At 48.0% G+C, this 7834-nt stretch carries 6 protein-coding genes; all 6 read left to right on the forward strand.

Going from position 1 to position 7834, the window contains the following annotated elements; all coding sequences use genetic code 11:
- The first annotated feature begins 104 nt into the window (after window positions 1-104).
- The 6 genes from QMA35_RS20220 (at window position 105) to argA (ending at window position 7733) form a co-directional block, all read left to right on the forward strand.
- Window positions 105-1286 carry a hypothetical protein gene (locus QMA35_RS20220; protein ID WP_281648954.1) on the forward strand — a complete coding sequence of 394 codons (1182 nt, stop codon included), beginning with the start codon at window positions 105-107 and terminating at the stop codon, window positions 1284-1286.
- A gap of 196 nt (window positions 1287-1482) precedes the next feature.
- Window positions 1483-1977, forward strand: coding sequence for a (2Fe-2S)-binding protein (locus tag QMA35_RS20225; protein WP_281648955.1), 495 nt, complete (start codon window positions 1483-1485; stop codon window positions 1975-1977).
- A complete protein-coding gene (locus QMA35_RS20230; protein ID WP_281648956.1) occupies window positions 1970-4165 on the forward strand; it encodes a molybdopterin cofactor-binding domain-containing protein in 2196 nt (731 codons plus the stop codon). Before QMA35_RS20225 ends, QMA35_RS20230 begins: the two co-directional genes overlap by 8 nt.
- 11 nt (window positions 4166-4176) lie before the next feature.
- Window positions 4177-5139, forward strand: coding sequence for an XdhC family protein (locus tag QMA35_RS20235; protein WP_281648957.1), 963 nt, complete (start codon window positions 4177-4179; stop codon window positions 5137-5139).
- A gap of 112 nt (window positions 5140-5251) precedes the next feature.
- Window positions 5252-6415 carry an acetylornithine deacetylase gene (argE, locus tag QMA35_RS20240; protein ID WP_281648958.1) on the forward strand — a complete coding sequence of 388 codons (1164 nt, stop codon included), beginning with the start codon at window positions 5252-5254 and terminating at the stop codon, window positions 6413-6415.
- A gap of 1 nt (window position 6416) precedes the next feature.
- Window positions 6417-7733 carry an amino-acid N-acetyltransferase gene (argA, locus tag QMA35_RS20245; RefSeq protein ID WP_281648959.1) on the forward strand — a complete coding sequence of 439 codons (1317 nt, stop codon included), beginning with the start codon at window positions 6417-6419 and terminating at the stop codon, window positions 7731-7733.
- Window positions 7734-7834 lie beyond the last annotated feature (101 nt).

The following is a 7834-nucleotide window of genomic DNA, read 5'->3' on the forward strand; positions in this document are numbered from 1 at the left end:
CGCCTCTCAGGCGCCTCTCAGGCGCCTGTTACGCGCCTGCAAGCAAGTTTTCTAATCGCATATACACTTTCTTCATAAGGATGAAAATCAGGGAGGAAATAACTATGGCAATCGGAAAACTGGATGTAGGCACTCTTGTGCAAAACCTAACCCAACTTGAGGCCGCGCATGGCGATATCAGCAGGCTGAAGTTTGGTCATGATGCTCAAGGACGTGTCGTAGTTGAAGCTACTCCCAATAGGTCAACCTGGCGATTTCTGGTTAACTTTCTCTTTTGCAGAAAAGCCAGCAATATTCTCTACGCTCAGGCCAAGCAGGCCATGCAGTCAACCAAATCCGATACACCATTAAAAGAGCGCATAATCAGGGATCTACAAAAGGGAGTATTTCCTTTTCACCGCCCGGAAGAAAGAGTTTCCTTCCATAAAGGAGATTCCGAAGAATATTCCATGGTTGAACTTCAGTCTCAAATTCGGGCTAAAGGAGAGGGCGTCTCTTATCACCGGGATCTTCCAGAAGACGAGGCTGTGAATTTGTTTCATTCAGAAGATCGTACTGGAGGGAGTGAAATTGAGAAAACTGAATTTAGCCCCGGGTCAGGAGCAACGAATCAGTCTGATATTGATTTCACAACCTTGAGAAATGCCCTTCCTGGTAAAACAGAAGACAACGAAATACTGCACAACCGCTTCAATACTTATGTAAAAGTTCTGGAAAGTATTGATGACCACAAAGACATTCTCAATGATGAGAAATTAACTCTAAAAGAGAAGCAGAGTAAATTACTGGATAAATCGGGAATATTCTTTCACCTGACCAGAGAACCAAATCCAACGTCACCTGGTGCAGCAGTTCGCGCACTCGATGGCATTGCCTATATGATGGGGGAATTGGCAAAGCCTGAGAATGCCGATAAACGTCAGGAAGCTTTGATTGCCGTGTTATCCAGTGAAAAGCCCTGCCATGAAGCCCAGATAACCCATGCCCAAATTGAGTTTGCAAGGGTCATAGATGGTGTTGTAATTCCCGAAGACGAAGACAACACCTTACAAGATCACAGCCTTGATACACATGAAACATTAGAAGTTAACTTTCAGAAGCTTGTTCTTGAGTATAGTGTCATCTGTGCTGATACTGGAACAGAGCAAACTGTAGAAGCATTTACAGAGTGGGCTAGAGAGCTTGATGGTGTTGTTAATTTTCAAGCAAAAGATGGGGTTATAAGTCTGAAAACAATACAGGAGTATGCAGAAATAGCGAGAGATGTTTGGTGCGTGCTGGAATAGTAACCCTCATCAAAACCTTCCAAAGAATATTCAAACCAACAAGCTGCATACAGCAATGTATGCAGCTTTGTATCTAAGACCCTGCTCCCCCCACTCAGATAGAAAAGTCTTCCCAAAACCAATTTAGAGTAATTGCACTAAAAAAAGAAATCAGGGATAGTACCTCTCAATAAAAACAACATTTGCCTGAATAAAAATGATTAACCTGACCGTGAATGGTAAACAGCATCAGCTGGATGTTGATAGTGATACGCCCCTACTCTGGGTTATTCGTGACGAACTTCAGTTAACCGGTACCAAGTTTGGGTGTGGCGCCGGCCTGTGCGGCGCGTGCACGGTTCACATGAACGGCTCTCCTGTTCGCTCTTGCCTTACCCCTGTTTCTGTTGCCAACAATCAGAACATCACCACCATTGAAGGCATTGGTTCCATTGAACATCCACATCCTTTGCAGGAAAGCTGGATTGAAAATAATGTTCCCCAATGCGGTTACTGCCAATCTGGCCAACTGATGAGTGCTGCGGCGCTACTGGACAACAACCCCAGTCCAACGGATGAAGATATCAACACTGCCATGAGCGGCAATATTTGCCGCTGTGGTACCTACCCACGTATTCGTGCGGCCATTCATCTGGCGGCAGATGCTATGGCTGACCAGAAGGCTCAAGCGGGGGACAACAGTAATGAATAATTCACTCTCCCGCCGAAACTTCCTGAAAACGTCAATAACCGCCAGCGGTGCACTTGTTGTTGGCTTTACTGTCCCTGGAATCACTAAGGGGAAATCTGAGGAAAGCCAAAACAGTTGGCAGATCAATGCCTGGCTGGAACTGGATAAAAACGGCCAACTCACATTCATCATCGACCGGGTAGAAATGGGTCAGGGCACTATGACCGGTTTAACAACCCTGGTGGCTGAAGAACTTGATATTGCCCCGGAAAGTATCAAAACCCGCTTTGCCCCGGCAGGAACAGATTATCGCAACCCCATTTTTGGTTTGCAGATGACCGGTGGCAGCACCAGTATAGTTGCCGCCTGGGCTCCTATTCGTGAAGCAGCTGCAGGCTTAAGAATACTTCTGGCATCAGCTGCTGCAGAGGTGTGGCAGGTTTCTCAGCAAGAGTGCAGCGTAAGCGAAGGAATGGTGTTCCATGCCAGCAAAGAACCTCTTAGCTGGAGCAAATTAATTCCCGTTGCCACAAATAAATACCTGCTGGGAGATATTCCTCTTAAGCCAGCAAGTGAATTCAAATATATCGGCAAAAGAAATCAGCGCACCGATAGTCAGCCAAAGTCATTTGGCCAGGCGGACTACGGAATCGATACTCAGATTCCAGGCATGGTTTATAGCCTTGTTATCCGCTCGCCCTATGTTGGGGGCTCGCTGAAAAACCTGAATGCCAACAATGCCCGTTTATCAAAAGGTGTTATCGACATATTCCCAATAAGTCAGGGCATTGCTGTTGTTGCTGAAAGCTATTGGCAAGCTCGCAAAGCTTCATCGCTAGTTGATGCGGAGTGGGAACCAGGCCGGGCAGGAAAGATTTCATCCGATAATGTCTTCGATCTTTATGCACAGGAAATGGAGAAAGATGATGCCAAAGTGGTTCGGGAAGTGGGGGATTATGACTCTGCCAAAAAAAGCGCAACCACAATAACGGCGGAATACAAAGCGCCTTTCCTGGCTCACGCTACCATGGAACCCCAGAACTGTGTTGCTCATGTATCCGAGTATGGCATAGAAATCTGGGCTCCCACACAAGCTCCCGATCTTGCTCAGGTTGCTGCTTCGAGAGCCTCAGATTTTTCCCCATCGGATGTATTTATTCACACAACTTATCTGGGTGGTGGTTTTGGCCGCCGGATCGTCCAGGATTTTGTAGCGGAAGCCGTAGAAATATCCGACAAGATTCGTAAGCCGGTAAAACTGGTTTGGTCCCGTGAAGATGACACCCGCCACGATCATTACCGTCCGGCAGCGCTACACCGAATGACCGGCACCCTGGATGAACAGGGCATGCCACAGTTGTGGCACCACAAAGTGGCTTGTCCAACTTTGATGGACTGGATTATCAAAGATGCCGCGCCCGCCATGTTTTCCATTATGCCAAAATGGAGTTATGGCACTTTGGCAAAAATCGGCATTGCCGCACAGGGAACTCTGGCACCGGAAGATTATTCCCCATGGGAAGGCGCAGATACTATTGCCTATGATTTTCCAGCCATAAAACTGGATTACGCCAAAGTTGATCCGGGCATTCCCGTTACTTACTGGCGATCAGTTGGTAACTCCCATAACGCCTTTGCCATCGAAAGCTTTATTGATGAACTGGCCCATGCTGGCAAACAATCTCCGCTGACTCTGCGCCAGAAGTTGCTGCACAACCATCCACGCGCCCGCAATGTGCTTGATACTGCTGCAGATAAAGCTGGCTGGGGTAAACAGCCTGCAGAACGTTTCCTGGGTATTGGCTTTCACTTCAGTTTTGATACCTGGGTTTGCCAGATTGCCAACGTCAGCGTGTCCGCTGATAGTTTCAAAGTTGAAAAGGTTACCTGTGTCGTAGATTGCGGCACCGTCGTGAACCCAGATATTGTTCGTGCCCAGATGGAAAGCGGCATTATCTTTGGCCTCACTGCAGCCCTTCACGGGGAAATCACCCTGAAAGATGGGCAGGTTCAACAAAGTAATTTCCATGATTACCCGGCTCTGCGCATTCATGAAATTCCGGAAATAGACGTTCATATTGTTGAGAGTCGTGAACCACCAACCGGCGTTGGCGAGCCAGGACTTCCACCAATAGCACCTGCAGTGACTAATGCTGTGTTTGCGGCTACCGGCCAACGGTTGCGCAACCTTCCACTGAAACTGGCTTGAGGTTGTAAACCATGCATAGCAGTAACTGCAGGGTTATAGAGCAGGTTTGTCAGTGGCTGGACGAAGAAGAACATGTCTGGCTGGCCTCGATTGTGGCAACCTGGGGTTCTTCTCCAAGGCCGGCAGGGTCTCTGTTAGCTTATTCACCGGGCAAAGGTATCGCAGGTTCTTTGTCTGGCGGCTGTGTTGAAGAAGATTTATTGCGTCAACTGGCTAACAATAATATTGAAACAACACCTTCTATCCACAGTTATGGATTGACCAAAAATGATCAGTTGAAGCTCGCCCTTCCCTGTGGCGGCAACCTGAGCATACTTTTAGAGAGGCTCGAGAAAGAGTTTCACCTTCCTCATTTTCGGGAAATCGAAGCCACTCTACAGCAGGGACAGCTGATTTCCCGGCAGGTATGTACCCAAACTGGAGCGCTGGCCCTGCAATCAGGATCAACACCTTCCATAGATCAGAATCAAACATCTATTAATCACACCCTTGGCCCAGCTTTTAAGCTTCTGCTAACCGGCGCTGGTGAAACTACCCGCTGTGTTGCAGAGCTGGCTCAGGCCGTTGATTTCGCAGTGACGGTCTGTGACTTCCGGGATGAGTTTATAGAAGGCTGGTCTATGGATGACGTTGAACTGGTAAAAGCATTTCCTGACGATATCGTGCGAGAAGGCTTTATGGGAGCCAATGCCGCCATAATTGCACTGGCTCATGATCCTCGAGTTGATGATATGGCGTTGATGGAAGCCTTTAATGGAAACGCCTTTTACATTGCCGCTATGGGTTCTTCCCAAACGTCAGAAAAACGCAGAGCACGCTTAATTGAACTGGGAGTATCTTCTGATCAGCTAACCAGACTCTTCGCTCCGGCCGGTATCCCTACTGGTAGTAAAACCCCTTGGGAAATAGCGATTTCAGTGGTCGCCCAGCTCACTGCTGAAAGAAATCGAATCCTTCAAAATAAGCTCAGCTAAATGTGGTTGAGTTATTTTCATGTGAATACCTTACACCAAGACTTCTGAATTCTATAAGGTATGTTTATTATTTGAAGAAACCTATAAGCACAGATGTTCAGGTATCGCATTCATGTCACAACTCTTACTTCCCGCCATCCGGCAGCTGATTGCCACATCATCAATCAGCAGCACCCGACCAGAGTTTGATCAGGGTAACCGGGAAGTAATCGAACTTCTGGCCAACTGGCTGGGAGACATGGGTTTTGCCTGTGAAATCATTCCTATTCCGGGTTCTCCACATAAAGCCAACCTTATTGCCACTTTGGGTAAAGGCTCAGGAGGACTGGTGCTGTCCGGCCACACCGACACTGTCCCCTGTGATGACAGCCTCTGGAGCCAGAGTCCTTTTGAACTGACCGAGCGAGACAACCGTCTTTACGGTCTCGGCACCTGTGATATGAAAAGCTTTCTGGCTCTGGCTATGGAAGCTGCCCGTGGGCTCAAGCCAGAAGATATAAAGCAGCCTTTGATTATTCTTGCTACGGCTGATGAAGAATCCACTATGAGTGGTGCCAGAGAGCTGGCTCGGTTAGGGCAACCGAAAGCTCGCTATGCAGTTGTGGGTGAACCGACTAGCCTGACACCTTTGAATATGCACAAAGGCATTATGATGGAACGGATTACCTTGACTGGTAAATCCGGCCATTCCAGTGACCCTTCAAAAGGTCGCAATGCCATGGATGCAATGCACAAAATTATGACCGCGTTGATGACCCTGCGAGAAGAATGGAAAACCCAGTACAACAATCCCGGTTTTACTGTTCCGATGCCAACCTTGAACCTTGGCTGCATTCATGGCGGTGATAACCCAAACCGCATCTGCGAAAGCTGCTCACTGGAATATGATGTACGCATATTGCCGGGTATGGAATCTGAAACGATTCGCCACAGTATTCGAAGACGAATTAACCCTCTTGCTGAACAACTTGGTGTGGGATTTGAGCTTTCCGCAATCACTCCCAGCATTGAATCTTTTGCCAGCCAGCCAAACAGTCAGCTGGTTGCCGCCTGTGAAAAGCTCACAGGTCACACCAGTACCAGCGCAGCCTTTGCTACTGAAGCACCCTTTCTAAGTAAAATGGGGATGGACACTCTGGTTCTTGGCCCAGGAGATATTGCCCAGGCACATCAACCTGATGAATTTATTGGGCTGGATACACTGGAACCAACTATAGAGTTACTGCGTGGGCTCATTAAAAAATTCTGCCTGACAGAAACGGGAGAGGAGAGCTGATATGGATATCAACAGCGAAGACTATGTAAAGTTCTTCCGCCAGACCTCTCCTTACATTCATGCACACCGTGGTCGCACTTTTGTCCTTATGCTTCCTGGAGAAGCACTGGACGATGATAACTTTGCCAATATCGTTAACGATATTGCGCTTTTGCGTAGTCTTGGTGTTCGGCTTATTCTGGTTTACGGTGCCCGTCCACAAATTAGCGCTCGTCTTGCTAAAAACAATATCGAGTCAGATTTTCACGGCGGCTATCGCGTAACGAGTAAGGAAGCTCTTTCCGCTGTTATTGAATCGGTAGGCAGTCTTCGGGTAAAGATTGAATCGCAGCTTTCCATGGGGCTGGTGAATTCCCCAATGCATGGTGCTCGCATCCGCGTTATTGGCGGGAACTTTATAACCGCACGACCTCTCGGTGTTGTAGAAGGCATTGATTTTCAACACACCGGTGAAGTCCGCCGCATAGATCGCAAAGCGATCACTCAACAGCTTGATGACCATTATCTCGTACTGCTCTCCTGCATGGGTTTTTCTCCCACTGGTGAAACCTTCAATATGGCCGTAGAAGATGTAGCAACCCGAACAGCTATCGCCCTGAAAGCTGAAAAACTGATCATGTATTGTTCTGGAAGCGGGCTGAAAGATCATGACGGCAATATGGTACGCACCATGCGCCCATCAGAAGCCCGCAGTCGTTTACGAGATTATAATTCGACGGAAGCTTATCGTTTGCTGGAAGCAGCCGTTACTGCCTGTGATGGCGGTGTTAACAGAACCCACATAGTGACACACTCCACAGACGGTGCCCTACTGCAGGAACTGTTCACCCGGGAAGGTTGTGGCACCCTCATTACTCAGGATATGAGCGCTTATGAACAGATGCGTCAGGCCACTATCGAAGATGTTGGCGGCATGCTCAGCCTGATTCAACCACTGGAAGAAAAAGGCGTTCTGGTCAGACGTTCCCGCAAACAGCTTGAACGGGATATCAGTCTTTTCACCATTATTGTGCGCGACGGCATGATTATTGGCTGCGCCTCCATGCACGCATTTCCGGAGAACAATTGTGCTGAGCTGGCCTGCCTGGTTATTCACCCGGATTACAGAAATGGTAGCCGGGGAGATGCTTTGCTGGAAACCATTGAGCAACAAGCTCGACAGCAAGGGTTAAGTTCTCTGTTTGTACTTACCACCCGCACAGCCCACTGGTTTATTGAAAGGGGCTTTAAAGCCAGCAGAATAAACCGGCTGCCCGATGAAAAACAGGAAGCTTACAATCGACCACGTAACTCCAAGTTTTTTTCAAAACTGCTGTAACCAAAAGCAACCCTGAATGCTCTCATGGTCTATCCTGTATCCGCTTTACAGGATATGGCTATGAATAGAGATTCAAATAACACCTTTTCAAATAACACCTT

The sequence above is a fragment of the Parendozoicomonas sp. Alg238-R29 genome, from assembly GCF_947331445.1.
Classification (GTDB): domain Bacteria; phylum Pseudomonadota; class Gammaproteobacteria; order Pseudomonadales; family Endozoicomonadaceae; genus Sansalvadorimonas.